This is a genomic window from Alteromonas sp. KUL106 (genome assembly GCF_009811415.1).
Lineage (GTDB): Bacteria > Pseudomonadota > Gammaproteobacteria > Enterobacterales > Alteromonadaceae > Alteromonas.
Window position 1 is genome coordinate 115,978 of sequence record NZ_BLIG01000019.1, and the last position, 20,964, is coordinate 136,941.

The 20,964-nt window shown below is 43.8% G+C and carries 19 protein-coding genes, 1 tRNA gene and 1 riboswitch; of the genes, 2 read left to right on the plus strand and 18 right to left on the minus strand.

Annotated features, from left to right (window positions below):
* Positions 1-326: 326 nt before the first annotated feature.
* A complete protein-coding gene (locus GVO63_RS07180; RefSeq protein WP_159578797.1) occupies positions 327-2,138 on the plus strand; it encodes a diguanylate cyclase in 1,812 nt (603 codons plus the stop codon).
* A gap of 176 nt (positions 2,139-2,314) precedes the next feature.
* Here GVO63_RS07180 and GVO63_RS07185 read toward each other — a convergent pair whose 3' ends face one another.
* The 9 genes from GVO63_RS07185 to GVO63_RS07225 all read right to left on the minus strand — a co-directional run bounded on the left by GVO63_RS07185 (position 2,315) and on the right by GVO63_RS07225 (position 9,841).
* On the minus strand, positions 2,315-3,244 hold the full coding sequence (locus tag GVO63_RS07185; protein ID WP_159578799.1) for a DMT family transporter: 930 nt from the start codon (positions 3,242-3,244) through the stop codon (positions 2,315-2,317).
* Between the two features lie 207 nt (positions 3,245-3,451).
* Positions 3,452-3,946 (minus strand): ribosomal protein S18-alanine N-acetyltransferase, encoded by a 495-nt coding sequence (gene rimI, locus GVO63_RS07190; RefSeq protein ID WP_159578800.1) that lies wholly within the window; start codon positions 3,944-3,946, stop codon positions 3,452-3,454.
* A gap of 8 nt (positions 3,947-3,954) precedes the next feature.
* Positions 3,955-4,617 (minus strand): alanine acetyltransferase, encoded by a 663-nt coding sequence (locus tag GVO63_RS07195; protein ID WP_159578802.1) that lies wholly within the window; start codon positions 4,615-4,617, stop codon positions 3,955-3,957.
* A gap of 237 nt (positions 4,618-4,854) precedes the next feature.
* Positions 4,855-4,931 (minus strand) — tRNA-Trp (locus tag GVO63_RS07200).
* Positions 4,932-5,295: 364 nt separating this feature from the next.
* Entirely contained in the window at positions 5,296-6,147 is an 852-nt protein-coding gene (locus GVO63_RS07205) for a phosphotransferase (RefSeq protein WP_159578804.1), read from the minus strand.
* Positions 6,113-6,757: a nicotinamide riboside transporter PnuC gene (gene pnuC / locus GVO63_RS07210; RefSeq protein ID WP_159495178.1), complete on the minus strand. Its 645-nt coding sequence runs from the start codon at positions 6,755-6,757 to the stop codon at positions 6,113-6,115. The genes GVO63_RS07205 and pnuC overlap by 35 nt, the downstream gene beginning before the upstream one ends.
* On the minus strand, positions 6,757-7,020 hold the full coding sequence (locus tag GVO63_RS07215) for a hypothetical protein (protein ID WP_159495177.1): 264 nt from the start codon (positions 7,018-7,020) through the stop codon (positions 6,757-6,759). The genes pnuC and GVO63_RS07215 overlap by 1 nt, the downstream gene beginning before the upstream one ends.
* 15 nt (positions 7,021-7,035) lie before the next feature.
* On the minus strand, positions 7,036-9,126 hold the full coding sequence (locus GVO63_RS07220) for a TonB-dependent receptor (RefSeq protein ID WP_159578806.1): 2,091 nt from the start codon (positions 9,124-9,126) through the stop codon (positions 7,036-7,038).
* A 55-nt stretch (positions 9,127-9,181) separates the two neighbouring features.
* Positions 9,182-9,285, minus strand: a riboswitch (TPP riboswitch).
* A gap of 130 nt (positions 9,286-9,415) precedes the next feature.
* The gene (locus GVO63_RS07225; RefSeq protein WP_159495175.1) at positions 9,416-9,841 is read right to left on the minus strand and encodes an acyl-CoA thioesterase; all 426 of its coding nucleotides are present in this window, start codon (positions 9,839-9,841) and stop codon (positions 9,416-9,418) included.
* Positions 9,842-9,900: 59 nt separating this feature from the next.
* Here GVO63_RS07225 and GVO63_RS07230 point away from each other — a divergent pair, with 59 nt between their 5' ends.
* Positions 9,901-12,132, plus strand: coding sequence for a GNAT family N-acetyltransferase (locus GVO63_RS07230; RefSeq protein ID WP_159578808.1), 2,232 nt, complete (start codon positions 9,901-9,903; stop codon positions 12,130-12,132).
* 187 nt (positions 12,133-12,319) lie between these two features.
* Here GVO63_RS07230 and GVO63_RS07235 read toward each other — a convergent pair whose 3' ends face one another.
* The 9 genes from GVO63_RS07235 to GVO63_RS07275 form a co-directional block, all read right to left on the minus strand.
* Positions 12,320-13,585 carry a hypothetical protein gene (locus tag GVO63_RS07235; protein ID WP_159578810.1) on the minus strand — a complete coding sequence of 422 codons (1,266 nt, stop codon included), beginning with the start codon at positions 13,583-13,585 and terminating at the stop codon, positions 12,320-12,322.
* 2 nt (positions 13,586-13,587) lie between these two features.
* A complete protein-coding gene (locus GVO63_RS07240) occupies positions 13,588-14,199 on the minus strand; it encodes an energy transducer TonB (RefSeq protein ID WP_105931775.1) in 612 nt (203 codons plus the stop codon).
* Position 14,200: 1 nt separating this feature from the next.
* On the minus strand, positions 14,201-14,599 hold the full coding sequence (locus GVO63_RS07245; RefSeq protein ID WP_012517737.1) for a biopolymer transporter ExbD: 399 nt from the start codon (positions 14,597-14,599) through the stop codon (positions 14,201-14,203).
* Positions 14,600-14,610: 11 nt separating this feature from the next.
* Positions 14,611-15,135, minus strand: a complete 525-nt coding sequence (locus GVO63_RS07250) for a MotA/TolQ/ExbB proton channel family protein (RefSeq protein WP_012517736.1) — start codon at positions 15,133-15,135, stop codon at positions 14,611-14,613.
* A 1-nt stretch (position 15,136) separates the two neighbouring features.
* Positions 15,137-16,495, minus strand: coding sequence for a MotA/TolQ/ExbB proton channel family protein (locus GVO63_RS07255; protein WP_159578812.1), 1,359 nt, complete (start codon positions 16,493-16,495; stop codon positions 15,137-15,139).
* Between the two features lie 6 nt (positions 16,496-16,501).
* A complete protein-coding gene (locus tag GVO63_RS07260) occupies positions 16,502-17,263 on the minus strand; it encodes a DUF3450 domain-containing protein (protein ID WP_159578814.1) in 762 nt (253 codons plus the stop codon).
* A gap of 298 nt (positions 17,264-17,561) precedes the next feature.
* A complete protein-coding gene (locus GVO63_RS07265; protein WP_159578816.1) occupies positions 17,562-18,260 on the minus strand; it encodes a 2OG-Fe(II) oxygenase family protein in 699 nt (232 codons plus the stop codon).
* 17 nt (positions 18,261-18,277) lie between these two features.
* Positions 18,278-20,050: a putative 2OG-Fe(II) oxygenase gene (locus GVO63_RS07270; protein ID WP_159578818.1), complete on the minus strand. Its 1,773-nt coding sequence runs from the start codon at positions 20,048-20,050 to the stop codon at positions 18,278-18,280.
* A 2-nt stretch (positions 20,051-20,052) separates the two neighbouring features.
* Positions 20,053-20,946: a class I SAM-dependent methyltransferase gene (locus GVO63_RS07275; RefSeq protein ID WP_159495167.1), complete on the minus strand. Its 894-nt coding sequence runs from the start codon at positions 20,944-20,946 to the stop codon at positions 20,053-20,055.
* Positions 20,947-20,964 lie beyond the last annotated feature (18 nt).

Consider the following 20,964-nt stretch of genomic DNA (forward strand, 5'->3'; position numbering starts at 1 on the left):
TGACAAACACTGTGCTATAGTCATTCTAAACAAGAGATTATTAATATTAGTCCGGATAGATAATTACCCACTCAGCGAGACTTAAATCGTTCGTAGTCGAGGCGTGTTACCGCAGGTATAGTGGTTCTACATCAAGGTGACACACCAAAGAAAACGGAAATTTAAACTCGCCCTTAGGGAAGGTCTGGCAAGCTTCTTAGCTACATTCTGGAAATGTGAAAGGGGACAGCCATCCCTGCATTCCCCTGCTTTGCTAGGAAACGTGCCAGCACCTTCTTAATGAGCAATTATCTATAAGAATTGGTATAACAAAACAAGGACGATGAATGCTGCGATTATTACTCGCATGGTTTGTAATAGCGTGTTTTTTCCGAACGGCTTGCGCGGCCAATTTCAACGATCCACAAACTATTCTCTCTTTAGACAACGACATTGTATTTGCTGTAAGCGACAGCGCAGCACTCACGGGCGATGAGCAATGGTTTTATAGCGACAACATTATCGACAGATCGCCTTCACAGTATTTGCACTTCAAAGTTCGTGTTTATAACCCGCTAGATACACACGTTCCCGTATGGTTTTCTATCGGCTTCCCTGCGGTAAAAGTGTTAACGGTAACAGATGGTTACAACCGGTGGGAAACTGGTGACAATACCCCCTTTCACTCTCGCGCTGTGAATGCCCCGAATTATCATTTCCCTTCTATCTTGAAGCCTTCGTCTTACACTGAATTTAGCGGAACTATGTCAGGTGAAATATTGAGATACAGCTTCTCTGTCGCGACGCCCGAATTTTACAGCAATCTTTATATGAAAACCTTGCAGCGGGATATGGCGTTTTTCGGCGCAATGGGCCTGCTCACTGTACTTTGTGTTTTAGGCTACTTTGCCAGCCGTAATTTGGTTTTTTTGAGCTTTGCGTCATTTATTTTTGCCATCACTTTTTGGTTCTTTCGCGTTTTTGGTTACGCATTTGAGCTGCTTTGGCCAAACACGCCGAGTTTGAATGATATTAGCTATGCTATCAGTGTATATTCTGTTTTGATCACTGCCTTCTGGGTATTGTTTCAAACACTCGCCAGAGAAAACCATGTGGTGTATGGAGCAAAAGCCGTAAAGCGATTTTGCGCAATTTTTCCTCTCATCGGTATTTCACTCTGGCTAGGCGTGGGACTAGATATAGCTTTAAAATTTCCCGTTGTCCTTTTTTTCCCTTTTACACTCATTGCGGGCATCGTTATCACTGTAGAGCACAAGCGAGGCTCGGACAGGGCCAAGTGGCTTGCCGCAGCTATGTTCCCCGTGACGTTTAGTACTCTCATCCTTACTATCATTGCGCTTTTTGAGGTTGATCTTTTTTTAGAGCCCATTGCAACCTTTATGACTGGACTTGTAACGACGTGTCTATTCATGGTCGCGCTTACCGCAAGCTACATGGTTAAGGTTGTTCAAAGAGAAAGAGACGCGCAGAAAGAAACCGCTCAATTAAAAAGCGAACAAGCAACCAGATTAGAGGCATTAGTGGCAGAGCGCACACTTGCACTCGAAAAGACAAACAGTATCTTGGCGGAACTGGCTTCCAAAGATGGTTTAACTGGGCTGCCTAATCGTCGTACGCTGGATTTATTTGTCGACACTACGTTTGATAAAGCCTTATGTGATTACGACATTCTCGCCATTGCGCTAATAGATTTAGACCACTTCAAAATTATCAACGATAGGTTTGGACACGATGTTGGTGACGAAGTACTTAAGGGAATAGCGGGTATTCTCGCGCCCCTCAATAGTGCAGATCAAGTTGCTGCGCGCTATGGTGGAGAAGAGTTTGCCATAGCAAAGCGTATAAAACGGAATGGGGAAATAAACCTAGGCGAGCACATTGACAAAATTACACACAACGAACTGCAGCCCACCGCACAGCCAAGTGAAGCAGACGAGTTTGCAGAGCAATTGAACGCTGTCCACCGCGCCATTAGCCAGTTAGCCATTGCATCCATTGGTGACAGGAAGTTAGGGGCATGTATAGGTTGGACTTTATGCAAAGGCTCCGACGATGTCGTCGAAGCCTTCAGGCGCGCAGATAAAGCCCTTTACGTAGCCAAAGATAAGGGAAGAAACCTAATCATTCCGGCTTTATGACAACGTAACCACTGCCTTTCATTTGTCTTCTTTTGAAAATTGCAGCGCCATAGTATTAAGGCGAAAAAGCGATACATATTGGCTATTTAACTACCTTCATCAACATAGCGCCGTATCGTCTCGTAACTCTGCGTTTTTAGATTTTATACAGCCTCGACTAACGCTTTAACTGAGCTTTATTTCGCGTGGCCTTTACCTAATATCCTTTTAAGTGTGCTTTGAGGAAGGCCATTTACTATTAGCGCAGCTATCATCAATATTGCTCCGGCCATCACCAATGGCAGTAGCGTTTCTTTAAGCAATATCACAGAGCTGACATAACCCACTATCGGCGTGAGTGTACTAATAAGAACAATTTTATCTGGGGGTAATTTAGGCCCCGCCGCTACCATGAGGCCAAAACCGAGACCTGTTGCCACTGGACCAATATAAGCCAGTAACAGCCAGTCACTTACAGCGTAAGCACCAAAATTCGGTGTTGGCTCTACCATTAGTGCGATAGCAAGCATCGCGAAGCCCGCAAAAGTAAACTGCCAGAACACCGCTTCTATTACGCTTCCTTTCCACTTGTGAAAAGACACTCTTCGAATAGCGACCGCCCACAATGCAGATGCCAGCAACATTCCGAAAAGAGGTAGCCATGCACCCGGTTGGCCAGAGGCAAGTAAAATCATTGCGCAGCCCACGGTGGAAATACCGGTTAGGATTAATCGCTTAGAATGCGGACGTTGTCGATACCACAAGGTATCGATAAGCAGCATCCAAAGCGGTGTGGTGTAAATAAGAATACTGGCGGTGCCCGCGGGGATAAACTGTAGGGATACAGTAATAAGCCCCATTGATAAAATAAACTGGAAAAATGCGACAACAAAAACTACCGAGCGATCTTTTCGATTTAATAGCGGTAAACGTTTTTTAGTGATCAGCACAAACAGCGCAAGCACGGGGAGACTTAACAAAAAGCGTAAGCACACCATCCACACAGGCCCTACAATCTCAAGTCCTAACTTCATGCCGGGCCAATTAAGCCCTAAACACAACACCGCAACCAAGAGCATTTTAATACCTTTTGATTGCTGTTTTTCCGCCTCTGATAATGAAGACATGCGCTTTAAGAAATCCAACTGTACGAAATGCGTTAAGAGAAGTTTCACCGCCGGATAAGGAGCCTGTGAGCGGAGAATTTTAGTGGCGCAAATATAAGTGAATTGGTGGAGGATTAAAACCTTCCAAGCCTTAAAACACACCAAATTATCGACCAAATGGTCAACTTTTTAAAAGCCTTGTGGAAACTTTATTATACGGGGGGATTATTACGCAGGGTTTGTCCACTTCATGATTCTAGCGTTTTCTTTATGTGTGCTATTCCCATTGCTTCCGTTGTTGGCGATATCCGTATTCTTCGTGGTGTAGTAGTTTTTGCGGGTCTCGATGTGCTCAAATCCAGAGCTCTCGTAAAGCGCAATGGCGGCGTGATTACTTTCACGTACCTCTAACCACATCTCACACATGTTATTTTTCATCGATGTAGCGACGACAAAATTGACTAAAGCGCGACCTACCCCCTTGCCTCTGGCGGCATTGTCCACCGCAATATCCATGAGCGTAGCTTCATCAACGACTTCAAGCATAATCGCATAGCCAATAACTTCTTCATTTTCAAAAGCAAATACGCCGTAGTAAGGTTTGGTAAAACAATCAGCGAAAGTGCTTAATTTCCAGGGAGCTACTTGCGAACGCTGATGAATAGCGTGAGCTTGTTTGATGTGCCGTTCGAAGCCTTCCGGTGGTACGATTTTTAATTCCATCGCAGAAATTACTGACTGTTAGCGGTGTTGTTCATCATGCGCCCTGCGCTAATGAGTTGGGCCCAGAGCGCCCGCTTTTGCACTGTGGTAAGTTTAAGCGGTGTGGCTGGTAATACTATGGCCGATTCGGTTACTGATAGCCCGCGACCAATCATTATAGTGTTAGCCCAATGTGACGGTATACCTAACTGAACACAAGCTAGCTGCAAATCTTTTAGCCATTGTTGTGATTTCGCTTTCTGTTCGGCGCTTAACGGAATACCTTCTGGCGATACTGATTCTTTTGCTTCGCTTTGCGCTACGCCACTTTTACTTCCACCATCTTCGTTATTTCGTGACGTGCTAAACGATGGCGGTTTTGCTGTATCAGCGTTTTTAGGCTGGATTTTATCTTTCGCGGTACTGCCTACATTTGCCCTTAACTGAGCAAGACGAGACTGCTTCTCTTCTTGAGAAATTGGCGTTGAAGACCGCGTATTCGATTGAGCAGTTTGACTGAAAGACGTTTGGGTTGATGAAAGACTCGACACACCGTGTATGTGCTGTGCTGCACTGTTGTCGCTTTGCTTCGATTGGTCTTCCTGCTTTAGCTCAGCGTAGGCGTCTTTGGTGATCCATACTGGGATCCCCATTTCTTGTAATATCGCCTGCTGATATGAAGTAAGAGCCATAGCGTAAAAACCTATCGTGAAGAATTCATCGAGATTGTTTAGTTTACTAAAGTTATAGGCTTGGTTGAATCACTATCGCGTTATTTTACCTTAATGGCATTTGCTTTAAGTGCAATCAGCCAAAGTCAATCGATAGCTACATAAACTTATGAGACATAAAGTATAAAAATCGTAGTATCAATGATTGAATGTAAGATTATTTCTGAATTGAACGGGGGTATTCACAAGAAAGGAAAGTGGCAGGGGTGGAGGGACTCGAACCCCCAACCATCGGTTTTGGAGACCGCTGTTCTACCAATTCGAACTACACCCCTAGCGCGCTGTGCATTATACGGATGACATTTAAAAGGTAAAGCCTTTTTATCATTACCATGCACTGCATGCTTAATTAACACGCAATACGCTGTTTTTTCAATCTAAAAATTCCATTTATACGTTAATCAAACTCTAAGGCTTGTCTTAGCAAGCCCGTTTTTGAGCCATTTTAATACCAGTCCGCATAGATAATTACCCACTCAGCGAGAGTTAAAATGTTTGTAATCGCGGTGTGTTACCGCAGGTTTAGTGATTCTACATCAAGGTGACACAACAAAGAGTACGGACATTTTAAACTCGCCCTTCGGGAAGGCGCTGGCAAATATCTATGCGGATTGGTATCAGCTTTAAACGCTGAGGTATCTATAACGATTGTTCTTTATTCGCATTAAGCGCAGCAAACCATAAGTTATTCGTGATAGCGACGATCTCGGTGTGCAGATCAAACCTCTCTAACGCATCGCTCTCGTTGATATCCATGCACTTGGCGTAATGTTTAACTAATTCTCTACTGTCATCAATTTCGAGTTTATTGATGAGACAGCAGCTTGCCAAGTCAAAGTAGCGGTTTCCCATTGCTGCATACTCCCAATCAATAATTTTGAGCGTGTTATCTGCGCTTAGCAACAAGTGATTGATGAGTAAGTCGTTGTGACACAAAACATAATCTTCATCGTCTTGTTCGCTTTTTATTACCTTAGTCTGAAATGTTTGCGCTTTTAAATAAAGGTCATTACTTTCGTCGAACTGTGCGATATCACTGTAATGCCGCCATCTAGATGCTAAATCTAATGGCCTGGCGGTAACGGGCAGAGAATGAATGCGAGCGAGAGTTTCGGCCAGATCAAACATTGAAAGCGTCGCACTGTCACTGTTTTTTAGCCATTGTTCTACCCAAATGGTTTCATCATCACTTAACCAAATAGGTTGTGGTGCTATACCCAACTCATACAACTGTTGCTGCAAAGCAAACTGATGCGCACGATTGACACCGCTAAAATCGTCATCGCCCATCCATTTGACTGCCAAATCAATGGGGATATCCCTGCGGTTTTGTTGATCACCATTTTGAAGATGACTCACCCTCCAAGGGAATTGAGCATTGCCAGGATCTCGAACGCGGTAAACACGATTTACCGCGCCAGCAGGGTGAACAGAAATGTTAGCCCTGTCGCTCAGATTAAGCGCCTTTTGCAGCTTGGTGATGATATCCAACCTGTTCACCTTGTTTCTTATATTGCAATAGCCACTGATAGTAGCCAAATACCGCAAAGCCTACATAGCCCAAAAACAAACAAGCAGACAGTGCATAGCCCACTTGTAGATATAAATACGCGGAAGCTAAATTAATGAAAAACCAATAAACCCAGTTTTGCAGGATTTTGTGGGCCACCATAAATGTGGTGACAACACTCAATAAATTTATGCTCGCATCTAATAGTAGGTACTCACTATTAAATTGTGATCCGGCCACTGTAGACAGAAACCAAGCTAGCGTTAACATGCTAGGCACGATAAGTAAATGTGCCCAAAGCGGCCAATGAAGTACAGGCTTAACATCACCGTCTTCCGCACCTTTCGACCACTGATAATAGCCGTACCCCGCCATTATCATATAGAAAAAGTTAAGCGCCGACTGAAACGGCAGAGTCACTTGCCAAAATAGCCACGTGTAAATCGCAGTACTTACAAAGGCGCAAAGCCAACACCAGCTATTTTGTTTCGCAGCCAACAGAACATAGGCGATGGCCAGAACAACCGCTACCCACTCTAGCAGTGAAGTAGCGGCAATTTGCGAGGTGAACTCAGAAAAGAAGCTAGCCATCAAGACGATTTTCTAGATTGCATGGCATCAAAGTTTAGGAACTTGGCCACAAAAATAGCCTGTCCCACCTCTTCATGAGTCCTTTGCATTTCTTCACCCAGTATTTTCATAACCACAACATAGTCTCCAGTCACCTGTGTGCTGGTTGAACTTGTTGAAACTGTGATATCACTGTAGCTATTTAACCTATCAATGAAATCTTGGATGGGTGGAATATATTCGTTGACTAAGGGGTACAAAGACAGTTCAACCATAACTTGCATACTCGTATCCTTTTCTTAAAACGCGTACTTAGCCGTAATACCAAACTGACGACCGTTACCTACTTGGTAATACGGTTCATCAAAGGCATATTCATCGCGAGGGTCATTACTAAAACCACCAAACCCTCTGGTATAGTACTCACGGTCAAAGGCATTTTGGATCCAAAGTGAGGTCTGCCAATCTCCATGTAGCACCACCAGTTCTGAATTAACCAAAGTAGTACTTGGTGCCGTTACATCATGGCCGTCAGAAAAACGGTACTCACTCTTATAATCAACATCTACACGCCAAAGGATGTTATCGGTAAGTGCGTACTCACTATAAAGGTTTGCCGTCCACTTAGGTGACTGCGCCTGTCTTTGCTCAGAAACTTCAGTGCCGTCTGCCAGGGTATATCCTTCAAATGTTGCGCTGAGGTACCCCACGCTCGCGTCTATTTGCCATGCATCATTTGCAACCCAACTAAGCTCAAGCTCTGCACCCTTATTCGTGCCTAAATCAGCGTTGTCAATAATGTCAACGAAGCCTGCGGTGCCGTCATCGCGGGTGATGACATCAAAATCACTGACTTGCGTATCTTTTCTATCCATGTAGAAAATTGCAGCACGAGCGATAAGGTCAGGCGTTAGCAATGGGCCTTTTACACCGACTTCGTAGTTCCAGTTGTATTCCTCATCGAAGAAACGTTGGCTGTCATTTACTCGGCTGTCGGGGTTAAAACCAGCGCCCTTATATCCGCGAGAAATACTGCCGTAGTAGAAATGATTACCCTGTGTATACTGAAGCGCGACTTTGCCGCCAACCATAGTCGTATCAAACGATCGTGCAAGTTGATTGTTATCAGCATAGTCAAAATCGTAGTTTTCTACTCTCAACCCAGCTACAAGCACTAAGTTATCGTTCAATCGGCTTTCTGTCTGAGCGTAGATAGCAGTCGTTGTTGGCGTATACTCACTGGCAAAGTCATTCTCAAGATAGGTGTACTGGCGCAGTAACTTTTCTTCCGTATTTTTATAAAATACGCCTAATGTCCAGTCAGTCATGCCATCAAAAAGCGCCGCATCTTCCGACGATACGAAACGTATCTCACCGGTTTGGGTTTCTACATCACGGTAGTACGCGTCAAACGACGTATAACCCCATGGGTGAAAGCCAGTAAATGTCCAATCTTCATCGTAGCCATAAGCAATGTTGTGAGACGCATGGGTTGCGATAAGAATAAAATCGCCCGCTGCTGTATTTGTTGTAGAGCGCGCGCTGACGGCGTGGGTCTGGTGTTCGTCAAAACCTGGTTCATCAGACAGGGTTTTATTGTCGTTGTCTAGCGAGAACGCATCATAGCCGTTATCAATATCGAACCAGCGGTAGGTAAGAGCTAGAGTGGTTCTTTCATCTACATTGCCCTCTACGGCAAAGCGCAATGCGGTTTCATCAATATTATTGGTGTCGTTTCTACCTAGAAACGTATTTTCTACAAAACCATCGCTACGATTGTGGACCAACGCAACGCGGTAACCCCAATCATTGTTGATATCATCACCAGTGGCTCCTTCAACTCGGTAGCTGTCTTTGTTACCTATACGGGCTTCAATGTAGTTTGGCGCGTCGCTTCCTACTTCATTGCTTGAAAGCTTCACAGCGCCGGCTAATGCGCCTGTGCCGTACAGCGTAGCCTGAGGTCCGCGATATACCTCTAGTTGTTTTGTATCAAAAATAATGCCTGCTGCAGCAAGGCCAGAAAAATCAAACTCATCGACGATAAAGCTCACCGATGGGTTGATAGGCTCGGCGAATTGGCTACGTTCACCAATACCGCGAATTTGAACGAATCGTCCACGGGAGGCGCCCGCAGCAAAGTTTACGTTTGGAATACTGTTTAATACACTGTCGATATGACTAGGTTGTCTACTGCGAAGACGCTCTTGATCCAAGATAGTGGCGCTAGCGCTTAACTGATCCAGGGTAGTTTGACGAAAATCACCAGATACGACGACTCGTTCAATGTCAGAAGGGGCGCTACTTATATTGTCGCTCGTGGCGGTTTCTTGTGCAAAGGCCGCTACAGAACTCGCAAGTAGTGATAATGTGAAAAGTGTTTTATACATAGGATCTCTTATTCTTAGTCAAGAAAAAAGATCCGGGTCTAACGGCAGGTGATAAGGCTATGTTGTAAACCATCCCTACGCCGGTATTATCCGGATCAGGTTTAAGGGTTCCCACAAGTGTGGATCTCAGACCGAAAACGGACACCCCTTGGTACTGTGCTGAGCCGCTCAAACTAGCAAACTCGACATCTGCGACGGAGTCTACCAGTTAGATACACACCGTCAAGCAGATAAAACGTTAAGCTAACGTCATAATTTTTATATGATATAAGGTATTGAGGTCCAAAGGCTATTCAGCGTCAATATTCATATTTAGACGACGAACCTCATCGTCAGTTTGCGCTTTTAGACCTTCCAACGTTTTGCCGTGTGCCGTTGGTTGACGAGTTTCTGGGTCAACTTTCACAAATACAATGTCGTCCGCAAAGCAGATGGTTTTCTTGGTGGCTTTGTTGCGTACTAGGCAGCTTACTGTGATAGACGTGCGGCCTACGGCCTTAGTTTCCAGACCAAACTCTACAATATCACCCTGCATCGCCGGAGATTCGAAACTAATTTCACCAATATGCTTGGTGACCAAGCAGTTAGTTTCTAATTGACAAATTGCCCAAATGGCAGCTTCTTCGTCTATCCATTCCAACGCGCGGCCACCGAATAAAGAATTAGCGTAGTTTAAGTCGTTTGGCATGACTAGACGCCGAGAAAGAAAGCGCATTCGAATTCCTCTTAATAAATCGCTACTATAGCGTTAGATTATACCGAAAAAACTAATTCATGGCGCTAACTCAATTACGCGAATGGCTTCTCGCTCCCTTTAGCAATAGAGGCTTACAGATACCACACCCTCTTCACCGCAGAATGCTTGTTGTGTCTGGCAATGATGATTTTTGTAAAGCGGCGTTATTCATGCTTCGAACCTTAACCGATGAAGTTTCGTCTATAAACGTTGAGAGTTTTACGGGTCACACACTCAAGGGGAAAAAGCGAAAACACATTTTAGGCAGCGAGTGCGATATTGCCATAATTGACTGCCGTGATGCTTTCAAGCCCGGTGATGTAATGGCAGTGGCGGGGATCGTGAAGCGCAACGGCTGTTTAATACTTGTTTGCCCAGCGTTCAGCGAATGGGTTACAAACGTGTCAGTGTCGTTTCTCTCAGAGGGGTTTATACTCCATCGTAGTCGATACCTTGCACGCTTTATTGAGCACCTGCGTAAAAACGCCTATGTTGCATTTCACACTGAAGCGGAAACCTTGCTCCCCGATTTAGCAACTTATCAAATAGACCCAGCGCAATCACAAGACGCTAAAAAGAATTCACTGTTTAAAACGGGCGAGCAAGAATATGTATACAACCTTGTGTATCAGGCTTATTCGTCAAATAGCTTGAACGCCTTAATAACTGCACCAAGAGGTAGGGGAAAATCATCTCTCTTGGGAATTTTTATTGATCGCCTAGTGAAAGAAGGAAATAACGTATTACTGACCAGTGAACAGAAGGATAACGTTACGAACGTAATATCGCGGTTTCAACAAATAGATTTGTCGAATTCTCCGGTGAGTGAATCAAAAGCACTGAACAACGAGCAAGTCTCTGCTATGAAGCCCGCAGCCTCAAAAGGCTTTGTTAAGTGGGTTCCATCAGACAGTGAGTTGTTGTATTGCAAAAAGAAGGGAATTTATGATCTCGTTGTGGTTGATGAGGCCGCATCGATACCGCTTCCGGTAATAGCACGCATAATGGCACATAATTCACAGTGGGTGTTAAGTACGACATTATTAGGCTACGAAGGCTCAGGTAGCGGCTTTATCCACAAACTCATTCCCAACTTACCCAACGGAACTGCTCACCTAACCTTATCAACGCCGTTGAGGTGGGCTGACAAAGACCCTATCGAAGCATTTTTAAACGCTACGTGCTTGTTTGAAGACAACACCGTTGAAGCTGCTATTAGCAATCTTGATGTAGAGCATAACCTCAACTTAAATCAAAAATGCGATTTTTGTATGTGTTCTTTTGAGAAAATGACTGAGCCCATGCTACAGCAAGTCATGTCTTTACTCACATTGGCGCACTATCAAACCACCCCTGATGATTTTATGCGTTTAATGGATAGTCCAGACGTGCTTGTTGCCACACTCCATTGCGATAACGTGGTATTGGCAGCAGCAATAATTAATATCGAAGGTGGAACTTGCTTGAAGGGTGCTTCGTCAGGCATAGCGTCTGGAAGCCGCCGCCCTAAGGGTCATTTAGGTGCACAACGACTGACGCTGCTCTCTGCAGACGCAAACGCCGCCACGTATAAATATTGGAGAATAAACCGTATTGCCGTACACCCCAATCTTCAAGGAAGGGGAACTGGCAGCTGTCTCATTCGGCAGTTGGCTAACAAAGCACGTGAACAAACAATAGATGCAGTATGCACATCATACGGAACTACCACGAAACTCGACAGGTTTTGGTCTCGCAATGGATTTGAGATTGTTGACTATGGCCGCAAACCAAATAAAGCCAGTGGGGAAACAAGCGCATTGGCGGTGTTACCGAATACGTTAAGGGCAAAAGCGCTTGTTACTCACTTAAAAACCTTAAAATCCAGCTTTGAGCGCGATATCAATGTACATGAACTACCCGACTATGCCCTCAAAACCTATAGCAACAAACTATTCCAATTTACTGATGGAACGCGAACGTTGGATGATGTTTGGCCTATTTTATATAAGTTGACGAACGAAGCACAATTTAACGATAACCTTATTGATCATTGCCGTGACAACGAATATCAAAGTTATAACGGTGAAATGTTCGCTGAACGACCTATATCACTAGGCAAGGTGGTGAGGATCATGAGTTCGCAAAGATATTTAAAATCGGTATTTAGTGACTCAGATATAGATATTGAGCGCATAAAAGGAATATTGAAAACTCACGGCATAACAGTAAGTGGCGCGAAAGAGATAACGACTGTAATTAGAACGTTATTAAAGCCCGCTTTCAATTGATCTCAGTAGGCTCTGTAACTCATGCGTAAGGCGTCTAAATTCGCTTATTGCCAGAGTTTTAGGCGATACATATTCACCACTACTCCCATTTCTTACCAATCCGCATAGATAGTTAACAACTCAAAAACAAAAGCTACAGGCAAAAAAAAGCCTCCATAAGGAGGCTTTTCTAAACTATGCCCGGATATTAAATGTTAATACCACGGTTTTTCGCTTTTTCCTTGATATAAGGTTCCCACGCGGCAGCGTTGCGGCGTAGTGAGCGGTCTTTCTTCGCTTCCTGAACGTGCTTAAATGCAGCTCGATAATCACCGGCGTAGAAGTTCGCTTCCATTAATGTGAAATGAACTTTCTCTGGGTTTTCGATACCGCGCTCAAGCGCGTTTTCAAGAGCTTTGACAGCACCCTTATAATCTTCAGCGATCAGTAACAGCGTACCTTGCTTGCGATAATATTCTGGATCAGAAGTCTGAGCAGCAGCTTTCGCATACAACTTAGCAGCAGTCTTGAACTCTTTGGCGGCATGATAAGCATTCGCTATGCTTGCCGTCAGATCTGCATCTTCTTTAAGAACACCAGCTTTGATGAACTTTTCCAGCGTCTTTGCGCCGCGATATGGCATACCATTACTTTGATATAGCTGAGCAAGTGCTTTTGCTTCACTTTCTTTCTTCAAGAAGCCCTGCATGTCGGCAAGTTCGAAAGCCGACAACGCCTTATCATACTTTTCGACTTGAAGATAAAACATACCTAGCTGAGACCACCAACGTGGCTCTTCAGGGAACTTACGTACAAGTTCTTCTGCAACAAGTACCGTTTCATTATACATCTTACGCTCATAATACGAGGTAAGTTTCAGTACATACGGATTCTTGTTTGGCTCTTCATATAAAGCAATTGCTCTATCTGCTGGCTCAATCATTTTATCTAATTGCTTAGATTCATAGTAAGCCTGAGTCAATCGGGTATAAACATCCGGATCTTCTTTACATGTAAAGTCCATCCAGCTGTTATACCACTTAACAGCGTCGTTATACTTTTCTTCCTGCATACTCAAGTCACCTAAAAGCTTAAGTGTTTGAGCGTGCTCTAGGTCGTTTAGCACTTTATTTTTTACAGAATCGACCAGGTAGTTGTAAGCTTTACCGCCCTGTCCTTCCTGCGCCGCAAGTAGGTTTCCAATAAAGCGATTAACATACGCTTTATCAAAATCATCCGACGGATCGATTTCGTAAAGAACGTTTAGCGCTTCGTCGACTAGATCTTCATTGTAAAACTCGAAAGCTTTTTGAACTTTCTTACCGGTACGCTCACCCACAAGTGTCGTTTTGCCCTTTTCATAACCAGGACAAGCAACAGGTGATGTCTGCGCCAGGGCAGCGGGTGCTGAAAGCACCGCACTTGCACCTAACACTAAAGCAACGGCTGACATTTTGAATGTACGTTTCATCATGATCATTGCTCCAGTTTAAAGTCTAGCTGTACGAACATGCCTGGCTGTTTAACGGCTTTACCGTCAACAATTTTAGGCTTGTATTTCCACTTACGCAGAGCACGACGTGCTTCACGGTCGAATATACGCTTAGGTTCAGCATCAATAACTTCAATATCATCCACACCACCAACTTCATTGATAGTGAAAGATAGTCTTACCCAACCCTCACGGCCGTCACGGGCAGCATCAGGTGGATATTTCGGGTCGATACGAACGATAGGTGTCGCTTCACCATCACGCTGCATTGCACCAACACCACCGATGTTTACACCAACACCACCTGTATCGATAGATGGAATAGCTAGGCTAAAGCCATCAGCATCAGGTTCTGCAGCTTCCGGCTCAACTTGCTCCATTTTTGGAGGCTGTGGAGGCGGAGGCGGCGGTGGTGGTGGAACACGAGTACGCGTTTGCGTCTGGTCGTCTGGTTCCTGCATTACGATATCGATAACCGGTGCAGGCGGAACTTCGTCTGCTGGTCTAGATGAATTTTCAATCAACTTAGCCATTAGAACGAAGAGGGCAAATGCGACCGCAGCACCTAATACAATAGATACAAGTATACGTAACATCTTATCCCCTTGCCGCTACCGAGACTCGGTTAACGCCAGCGGCTTTAACCTGATCCATAATTTCAACTACTAAACCATGCTTAGCCTTTACATCAGCTTGAATGATCACGTAGTCAGTTGGCTGCTCGGTAAGCAGTCTTTCAATATTCGCTCTTACGCTGTCCGGCGCTACTTCACGCTTGTCTAGCCATACATTTCCGTCTTCAGTAACGGCGATGAAAATGTTTGCATTTTTGTGAAGTATTGCCTGGCTCGCATCTGGCTTGTTGACTTCGATACCTGCTTCCTTAACGAAAACAGTGGTAACGATAAAGAAGATCAGCATGATAAACACGATATCCAACATGGGCGTCATGTCGATCTGTGCATCTTCTTCCTCGGTTCTGACTTTTCGAGCCATAATCTCTCTCTCTAATGATGTGGCAGGCTATCAACTAGCCCTTCTCTTGCCAGCTTCACTTTCGCTTCAAGACGTGAACTGATGAACAGTCCAGATAGCGCGGCTACCATTCCCGCCATTGTCGGGATAGTCGCCATAGAGATACCAGCTGCCATCAGACGTGCGTTGCTGGTGCCCTGTGTTGCCATTGTCTCGAAAACACTGATCATACCGGTTACTGTTCCCAGTAGACCGATTAGCGGACACATTGCAATAATGGTTCTGATAATCAGCATTCTAGCGTTTAGATCGTCTGACGCCTGAGAAATCCACGCGTCACGGATTCTATGCGCATACCATGATGTGGTATCTGCTCGGGCATCCCAATTCGCGATGATGTTTTTCTTCACCTTTGGGAAGACCGAGGTTAAATACCAGTAACGCTCAATCATTAAAACCCACATAAGAAAGAGCGCGGCAGCAACGAAGTAAAGTACGTCACCGCCGGTAGCGATAAAGTCCCTGACCGATTCGAATAATCCAATCAGGTAATTCATATTACGCTTTCTCCGACTCTGAGTGAGCAGCTATGATACCCGCAGTTTGCTCATCAAGAATGTGGATGATTGACTTGCTACGAGACGCTACGATGCTGTGAGTAAGAATTAGTGGCAGAGCCGCAATAATACCTTGAGCCGTAGTTACAAGAGCCATTGAGATACTTCCCGCCATCATACGTGGGTCACCAGTACCGAATAGTGTAATGGTTTGGAAAGTCTCGATCATACCAAGTACTGTACCTAGTAGACCTAGTAGAGGCGCAATCGCTGCGAAAATCTTGATTACGTTGATGCCGCTTTCAATTTTTGGAAGCTCGCGAAGAATCGCTTCATCAAGTTTAAGCTCAAGGTTTTCTGCATCAGCAGACTTGTTCTCTTGATACACTTTAAGGATACGACCTAACGGGTTACCTTCAGAAGGGTTGTTTACGTTCTTAAGCTGTGAACGCATTTTACCGCCAGTGATTGTAAGCGTGATCATTTTGTACAGGCCGATTAATAGACCTACACCAAGCATCAACGTGATTGTGTAACCAACTGGACCACCAGCGTGATAACGCTCAGACATCGTAGCTTTCTGTTTCAAAAGACCAAGAATACCGCCTTGAGATGGGTCAGCATAGAAAGGCGTGAAACCTGAAGTCGCGTCGATTAGGTCTTCTGCAGAAGCTACAAAATGACCGTCTGGCTGACGACCTAGAGGCTGAACAACTTCAGACTCAGCATCGTAAGCTAAGTAACCGTTTTCACCAACAAGGTTAAATGTACCAACACGTAGTACTTCTTGCTGTGATGAACCGCCATCAAGATTTACAACTTCTGTAGTGAACTTAACTACTTCACCACCTTCAGTCATTTCTTTTTGAAGCGCAAACCATAGGTCTTCTAGTTCTTTGATGTTTGGAAGACCTTTAGAGTCTTCAGACATTTCAGCAAGGAACTGACCGCGACCAGGGAACTGTGCACTGACAATTGATGTAGAGATACGGCCGTAAGCTTCAGAAGATGCTTGACGTACCACACCGAACATTTCACCTAGCGTACCGGTTGCTTGGTCTAACTCTGCTGCTTTTTCATTAAGGGTAACTTCGTTGTCTGAGAATTGCTTCTGTAGACGGTCACCGCGGTCCTGCTCAGCTTTAAGACTTGCTTGAGCTTTACGAAGAAGCGCTTGCTTATCAGCACGAGCTGATTGGAACTCAGCTTCGCGTTGCTTGTCTAGACGAGCTTCAGAAACACGGTTCTGTTGAACCTGGTCTAGAAGATCTTTCAGGCTCTTTGCTTCCTGAGCCTGCGCTCCGGTTGCCGCAACTGCAACTGTCGCAGCGGCTAAAAGAGATTTGAATACTGGTTTCATTAACAATTACTCCGCTGCGCTAATTGGTAGTTTAACAAGAGCCGCAGGAATGGTTCCGTTTGCCATTTTCACTGCGTCAATAGTCGAAGAAAGGTACTCATCACCTAGCTTCTCCCAAGAGCGGCTTTCATTGTTCCAAACCCAAGCGTGAGTCTGGTCAAGAGAAAGAGCTAGTAGAGCTGTACGACCTAGGTTAAAGAAATCAACAGTTACTTCTGTACCTGCATCATCAATAGTACCTTGATAAGAATTAATCTTAGTACCGTATTCAACTTCAACTAGGTAAGCTTCTAGCACCTGACGGAACTGCTCAGAAACAGTAACGTTCGAGTTAGCCATAAGGTCACGAAGACGCTCAACGCGCTGTAGACGCTCTTCCAAACGGATTGGGCGATCTAGCTTGATAAACTTCTCTAGACTGTCAATCATGCGGAACATAAGAGGAACGATGCCCTGCTTAGTTTGTTCGATGCTGTCGATTTGACGCTGAAGTGAATCAATACCACGCTGCTGGTCAGCAACAAGGCTAGCGATGTAATCGTTGTAGATTTTAAGGTTTTCTGTCTCATCTACTGTTTGACGATACTCAACGAGTAGTTCTTGAGACTGTTCAAACAACGTGTTGATTTTTTCTTGAGATTTCGCTGCAGCCGCGTGGATTTTCGCTTCTTCTTTATGAAGATCTTCTAGCGTATCTGCAGAGACTGCACTACCTGTTAGTGCGAATGCACCCATAACAGTAGAAGCAATAAGAGTTCTCTTGCTCATTTTGGACATAGTTCCCAACCAAATTTCTTATTTGAATCCTCGCCGATAAGGAAAATATTCGGGCAAGGGGCGTATAAAACTTTCACAATTTTGTTTCAGGAATGTAGCACTGACGTCAATGGCCAGTACTACGAACGTAGTATACTCACATGGAACGGTGTAACGAGTCAAGTAACGACCTCTTTACATATTAAACTTTTGAGATTAATCGCTTAAATTATATTCACACAAGAAAGTGACTTTTTCTAAATCAATTAAGTCAGTGGATGCCGTTACTATACCGTAGGTGGTTAATTTTTTACCGAGTTCCAAACCATCCCGTCAGCGCATACCGCGGTTTCTTGGCAAACGGTGTCAAATAAGTAACGCTGTGTATGTGCTTTACATCAAATAAGCTCAAAGTATTAAACGATGGTGTCCAGCTTTCTAAGGTCTCACCCTCGTCATTAAAAAATTGGAGCAATCCACCCCAATCAGGATGCCATTCTGGTGATAAGTTAAATACATAGGCTAGCTTTCTCCCTTCAGATTGCACATCATCTTTGTGCCGAGTTAAGAATTGGCCAGGTATGTATTTTGTCGCCTGCATACTTGCATAGTTAATATCGCTCTTACCCGTTAGTTCGCGAATAGTGTCTAGAATTACTTCACTATTAAGAGTGTTGTAAAAATTAAGTAGAAATGGGTCTTTCTCTTCGGCCGTAATATATTTTCGTCCATACGAAAAACCGTTGCCCAAAGCGGCATTTTCCATCAAGTGAAAATAAATCTGTTGGCGCTGTGTGTCTTCTAGGCTATTCCATTCCTTTTTGCTCATTACTGCATTTTTACCGTCAATATACATGGCAGTATCGAATTCTACTCTTTCATTTAACGCTTGAAATGAGTGTGCAGCGAATTCAAAGTCCAATACTTTGCTAGCCCGTACTTTTCCGTCTACGGCGAAGCTAGATTTAAGTTCTTCAAAGTTCAGGTCTTTGTTCCAAAATTTTGTCATTTTTATCTCTTTTAAAATCAATAGGATGAAATATCGAACGCGATAGTTAAACGTTTTTCGTCCGATTGGAAAGGAATAGTACCGTGCCAAAAGTAAGAGGGAAAAATCACCAGCTTGCCAACTTCCGGTCGAACGGTATATTCGTGAGTTAGGTCAGTATTTAGTTTAAAATTTGGGGTCCCGAACGACAGATAGCCTTCGTGCTTTTCATGTTCTAACGTTGAAGGTATATCAATATAAAATACCGCACTTAATTTGCCCTCCGGATGGACATGATTCGTGTGGTACCCCTTGTCTGACAAAAAAACAGACCACGCTCCGACGATTTTGAATTCGTTTTTCGGCAAAACAACAAACTCATGCAGCCCCTCAATAGCACTGACGTCCGATATATATTGTTGAACTGACTCTTCGAAAAAACGACGCAGTGCAATTAAGTACTCGTTATTTGTAGATAAAATATTCCCACGGGTCTGCGTACCACCGTTAACCGTTTGTTGCAGTGGCGCAGACTTCGCATTGTGCAGAAGAGAAACATGATTTTTTAGCGACACGATAAATTCATCACGTGATATACCTGCCATCCCCTCAGGGAGTTGATAGGTTCTTGTTAACATAGAATAGTCACAGTAACTAGTGCGATGTAAATTGCGTTTAGAAAGGCGCTCTGCCACGGTTAAATAAGCCTTAGACATAACCGCTGAATCGTTAAAATGTGCTAATGAAGGCATTGTCTCAAGCACATAGCTGGGCTCATCTATCTGCAAAGCGTACTGAGCCGCCTCTAGCTTTAAAGCAGCTTCAGATTGATCCTTCAAAAGCATAAACGCGTCCTGATGTCTGCCGCTTAAATGATACAAACGGGCTTTACACGACAAATAGGGAACCGATGAACGATCTAGCTGTTGATGGTTATCTAGCAAAGCTTCTGCAGCGGCAATTTCCCCCATGCGTAAATACTTTTGAGCTAAAGCGATAATCATGTCGTCGCTTTTAATGCCATTTTTTATGGCTGACTCAAAAATCGTAACTGATTTGCTAATTGCCCCAGTTTCACTATATATGGATGACAGGTTTTCATAGCTATCGACGTAGTAAGGATTTTGCTGAATAGCCTTTACATATGACGCTACCGCTTCATCAAGCATATTTAAGTCTGAGTACGCATTACCTAAATTATGATAAAGCTGAAAACTATCAAGGCCATATGCTTTAGCGCGTTGTAGAAGGTCAAGAGCAAGCTCGGGTTTATCTAACCTTCTAGCTACTGTCGCTAAATTATGGAGTGCAGTAGTATTGCTGGGATCCGAATTTATGACAGTTTCATATAGCTCCGCTGCCTTCGTTAAGTTTCCCCTATTATCGAAAAGACCAGCAACGTAATTAGTCAACACTTTATCGTTTTGGGGGGTTCTTAACTTTTGATACCAATTGTCTAAATCCGTATCGCTGTATAAACCATCAACAGCCCGCAAAAATAATTTGGATGTATCGACTGTTGCCTTACTATGAGGCGCAAGACAGCGATAAGCCGCTTCGTACTTCTTCAGCGCCAACAGGCATTTAGCATATTCACAAAGGAGCGGTACGTTAGACTGCACCTTTTTATGTGCGAATTCTAAAAGGGGTAAAGCATGAGCGGCTCTTTGCGTATCAAGAAGTAGCTTGCCATAAAGATAATTGAGGTTTATGTCAGACGCATATTTTTTAAAAAGTTGTTTGTAGCCAGCTTCTGCCTCTGCCAATTGCCCCTTTTGATGCAGGCTCATTACGCTTTGTAGGTTTTTCATTGCTATTTCTTTTTAAATCTTAAATTCCATGCTACCGGTAAACTGCTATTTTTCAGTGTGAATGGGCTGGCAGTCCAGCTATCAGAATATTGTCCACTTGTTATCTGTTGAACGTCAGATTCCGATAAAGCCACATCGCATATAGTAGTTACTCTGCGATAAATAATATCTAACTGCAGTTTGAACCCTTTTATCCAAGCCAATATATCAGAATGATCATATTGTTTATAAGCGACAAAAAGTTGCTGAATTCCATTGACGAAATGAAGGCTTCCCGCACACCACTTTTTGTCCAATGTTGCTAGATGAGATAGATAGTCTCTTGCACGAATTTCATATGCGATTGTGTCGTTGTTCATTAGTTCTGCAATCTGCAATGCATTTTCAAAAGCTTCAATAGCAAACAGGGTTTCTATTCCCTCTTTCTCTCTTTTATATCGAGAATAGATGTGTCCCCCGTTATAATGACAAAGAGCAATAAATTCAGCGCCTTGCTTCATCTTCCCGGGTATATCTTTAATTGATTCAGTACCTAAGTACTCTATGCCAAATTGACTTAGAATCAAATCAAACTCAATCAACGTTTCTTTTGGCAACACGGACGTTTCATTAAGTATACCCTCAGCATCAGGTACATTTTTTTGTAATGAGTTAAGTGCATCTGAACTGCAGTCTAACCCAGCCTTACGGCTAAACGCTTTATCACCGAATGTTTGAAAAAGCGCCCCTGAACCACACGCTATATCAATGACGCTCAGGTTTTGTGTGTGATATGGCAAAATTTGAGACCAAAATTTTTCGAAATCTCCGATAGTTTTGCCATCATCTCCTGTGAACAATACTTTGCTGTTAGGGTTTTCTTTCCAATACTCGTTCCAATCGTCTATTGTCGTCATGATACTCCTTAGAAAAAG

Coding starts and splice junctions, on each gene's coding strand:
- GVO63_RS07180 (WP_159578797.1), top strand. CDS start 327: ATGCTGCGATTATTACTCGCATGGTTTGTAATAGCGTGTTTTTTCCGA.
- GVO63_RS07185 (WP_159578799.1), bottom strand. CDS start 3,244: ATGTCTTCATTATCAGAGGCGGAAAAACAGCAATCAAAAGGTATTAAA.
- rimI (WP_159578800.1), bottom strand. CDS start 3,946: ATGGAATTAAAAATCGTACCACCGGAAGGCTTCGAACGGCACATCAAA.
- GVO63_RS07195 (WP_159578802.1), bottom strand. CDS start 4,617: ATGGCTCTTACTTCATATCAGCAGGCGATATTACAAGAAATGGGGATC.
- pnuC (WP_159495178.1), bottom strand. CDS start 6,757: ATGGCTAGCTTCTTTTCTGAGTTCACCTCGCAAATTGCCGCTACTTCA.
- GVO63_RS07215 (WP_159495177.1), bottom strand. CDS start 7,020: ATGCAAGTTATGGTTGAACTGTCTTTGTACCCCTTAGTCAACGAATAT.
- GVO63_RS07220 (WP_159578806.1), bottom strand. CDS start 9,126: ATGTATAAAACACTTTTCACATTATCACTACTTGCGAGTTCTGTAGCG.
- GVO63_RS07225 (WP_159495175.1), bottom strand. CDS start 9,841: ATGCGCTTTCTTTCTCGGCGTCTAGTCATGCCAAACGACTTAAACTAC.
- GVO63_RS07230 (WP_159578808.1), top strand. CDS start 9,901: ATGGCGCTAACTCAATTACGCGAATGGCTTCTCGCTCCCTTTAGCAAT.
- GVO63_RS07235 (WP_159578810.1), bottom strand. CDS start 13,585: ATGATGAAACGTACATTCAAAATGTCAGCCGTTGCTTTAGTGTTAGGT.
- GVO63_RS07240 (WP_105931775.1), bottom strand. CDS start 14,199: ATGTTACGTATACTTGTATCTATTGTATTAGGTGCTGCGGTCGCATTT.
- GVO63_RS07245 (WP_012517737.1), bottom strand. CDS start 14,599: ATGGCTCGAAAAGTCAGAACCGAGGAAGAAGATGCACAGATCGACATG.
- GVO63_RS07250 (WP_012517736.1), bottom strand. CDS start 15,135: ATGAATTACCTGATTGGATTATTCGAATCGGTCAGGGACTTTATCGCT.
- GVO63_RS07255 (WP_159578812.1), bottom strand. CDS start 16,495: ATGAAACCAGTATTCAAATCTCTTTTAGCCGCTGCGACAGTTGCAGTT.
- GVO63_RS07260 (WP_159578814.1), bottom strand. CDS start 17,263: ATGAGCAAGAGAACTCTTATTGCTTCTACTGTTATGGGTGCATTCGCA.
- GVO63_RS07265 (WP_159578816.1), bottom strand. CDS start 18,260: ATGACAAAATTTTGGAACAAAGACCTGAACTTTGAAGAACTTAAATCT.
- GVO63_RS07270 (WP_159578818.1), bottom strand. CDS start 20,050: ATGAAAAACCTACAAAGCGTAATGAGCCTGCATCAAAAGGGGCAATTG.
- GVO63_RS07275 (WP_159495167.1), bottom strand. CDS start 20,946: ATGACGACAATAGACGATTGGAACGAGTATTGGAAAGAAAACCCTAAC.